Origin of the sequence: Catenulispora rubra, assembly GCF_015356825.1 — a bacterium.
Classification (GTDB): Bacteria; Actinomycetota; Actinomycetes; order Streptomycetales; family Catenulisporaceae; genus Catenulispora; species Catenulispora rubra.
On record NZ_JAACYW010000566.1, the window covers coordinates 1 to 2,404 of the forward strand.

The 2,404-nt window shown below is 71.0% G+C and carries 3 protein-coding genes; all 3 read right to left on the reverse strand.

The genetic code is table 11. The features are described 5' to 3' along the window. Positions 1-1,061: WXG100-like domain-containing protein (locus GWK61_RS59135; protein ID WP_194922206.1), on the reverse strand; the 1,061-nt coding region annotated here is incomplete at its 3' end. Between the two features lies 1 nt (position 1,062). After that, positions 1,063-1,467, reverse strand: coding sequence for a WXG100 family type VII secretion target (locus GWK61_RS54060; protein ID WP_194922207.1), 405 nt, complete (start codon positions 1,465-1,467; stop codon positions 1,063-1,065). Next, complete coding sequence (locus tag GWK61_RS54065) at positions 1,464-1,877, reverse strand: YbaB/EbfC family nucleoid-associated protein (protein WP_194922208.1); 414 nt, start codon at positions 1,875-1,877, stop codon at positions 1,464-1,466. Before GWK61_RS54065 ends, GWK61_RS54060 begins: the two co-directional genes overlap by 4 nt. Positions 1,878-2,404: the final 527 nt, after the last annotated feature.

The following is a 2,404-nucleotide window of genomic DNA, read 5'->3' on the forward strand; positions in this document are numbered from 1 at the left end:
GGGTGGGTGACGGTGGGGTCGCCGTACCAGACGGTTTTGCTGCCGTCGGAGGCGCCGGGCTGGCGGCGGACGGTGAAGGAGAAGTCGTTGGTGCCGGTCTTGTCGTCGGCGTAGGCGGTTTTGGGCCGGACCCAGCTGTCGCCGTTGAGGAAGTCCTCGTTCATGTGGAACTCGTCGAACGGCTTGACCTTGACGCCGGGGGCGTGGTGCAGGCCGCCCATCGCGGCGCCGAGGGCCGCGCCCTGGAGCAGGCTCAGGCCGTCGATCGGCTGGCCGTTGACGCCGTCCATGATCAGCGAGGTCACGGTGTTGTTGGCGACCTGGGTGGCCATGTTGGCCCACTTGGGCGGGGCCCAGACGAGCTTGGAGGCGTCGGTCACGCCGGCCTCGGCGCTCTTGAAGAACTTGGGGGCGCCCTTCATCAGGGCGCCGGTGAGCGCGCCGTCGACCGCGCCGCCGATGGCGCCCATCTCGATGGTGTTCAGCGACAGGTTGCTGTCGAAACCGGCCCGGTCGCGCTTGACGAGGACCTGGTAGCCCTGGACCGCGAGGTCGCCAGCCTCCATCATCGCGGTGTTGGTGACGACCTTCTCGACCATCTGGGTCAGCAGCTTGGGCACGGTGGTGCGGATCGCGGCGATGCCGGCCTCGGCGATGGCCATGGTGGCGCCGAAGGTCTCCGGGGCGTTGGCGATGGCCTCGGCGATCATCGGAGCCATGATCGCCATGTTGATGACGGCGGTGCCCTTGCTGTACTCGCACTGCAGGGCGGCGTCGTGGATCTCCACGGCCATCGCGCGGGCGCCGGTAGACATGCCGGGCATGCCGTTGTTGACGACGTCGCGGAGGTTGCCGGTGTACTGCGTCATCGCCGGGCCGGAGTTGGAGACGTTGGCCCGGCGGACGGTGTCGACCATGTTGGCGTTGACGTCGTCGATGCGGTTGCTGAAGGTGCCGACCTGCTCGCCGAACTTGGCGATCTTGTCCTCATCGGCGTCCGGCCATTCGGAGCCGGTGAGTTTGAACAGCCAGCGGAGCGGCTCGGGGAGGTCGATGCCCATGTCAGGGTTCTGGGTGGGGGGTGGTGTGGGGGATGCCGGTGCTTGTTCCCGGGCCGGTGTGCGGGCCGGTGCCGGTGCTCGGCGGTAGGCCGAGGCCGGAGCCGAGGTTGGTGACGCCGCGCAGCGAGGCGTCGTCGGTCGCGCGGTAGTCGGAGGCCATCTTGACCATGCCCAGGCTGATGCCCCGGACGCCGTCGCGGGCGTCGCGGACGCTGTCGGCGAGGTTGCGGACCTGCGTGACGTAGTTCTCGCGGAAGCCCCGGCTGAAGTCGTCGTTGCCGATGCCGATGTCCCCGGCGAGCAGGGCGTAGAGCTCGTCGTGGACCGAGGTCATGTCGGCGACGTGGCCGTCGAAGGCCTTGCCGTGGCGCTCCAGATCGTCGGGATCAGCCTGGATCTCGGTCATGATGGACTCCCACGCAGGAACTCGGAGATGTCGAACTTGCCGGCCATGATGTCCTCGAAAGGCAGCACAGCCCCCTCCCGCACCGGCGCCATGGCCTCGGCGACCTGCGCCGCGTACTCGGCCCGCGCCGCCGTGACGGTGTCGAGCACCAGGCGCGAAAGCTCGGCCGGCGCCATGTCGCGATACGCGGTGGTGTGAAAGGTGAGCTCGGTCAAAGCGCCGCCGGCCCCCAACCCCACGGTCACCGACCGATCCCGCGACCGCACACTGACCGCCAGCTCCGCGACCCGCCGCTGCGCATCGGCGATGACCGCCATCCGCCGCTCGGAGTCGGCGACGAGCTCGGCGAGCTTCGCCCGGTCGAACGCCAGGCTCGGGTGGCCCGGGGGGACTTGGTCGGCGGGGGTCATAGGCGGCCTTCGGCAGGAAGAGGGAAATGGAGGAACTGGCCGCGGGCGCCGGCGGTGCAAGAGTGGCTGGCCTCAGCGAGGCGAGCAGATGGCGGTGCCGGGCGCGCGGCGGTGCCGATGGTGTCGCAGAGGGCTGGTGCGGCCAGCGGGGCGCGGGTACTGGTGGCGCCCGAGTGGTCGGGCTCGGCCGGGCGGGCAGGCCGCGATGCCGGGTGCGTGTCGGTGCCGAGGCTGTGACAGAGGGCTGGTGCGGCCGGCGGTTGCGCGGCGCTGCTGGCGGCGTGCACGTGGCCGGGCTCGGCGAGGCGTGCGGATGGCGCTGCCGGACAAGAGCCGGTGGCGTGCATTTGGTGCTTCGGCGCGCGCGGGAATGCCTGGCGTGAGCAGTCGGCGAGGCTCGCGCGGAGAACTGGTGCGTTGTGCGGCTCGGGCGCCGTAGCCCGTGCCGGGTGTGTGGCGCGCGAGCATGCGGAGGCCGCGGCCCGGGTGGGGGCCGGGCCGCGGCTGGTGGTGGTGCGGGTCATCGG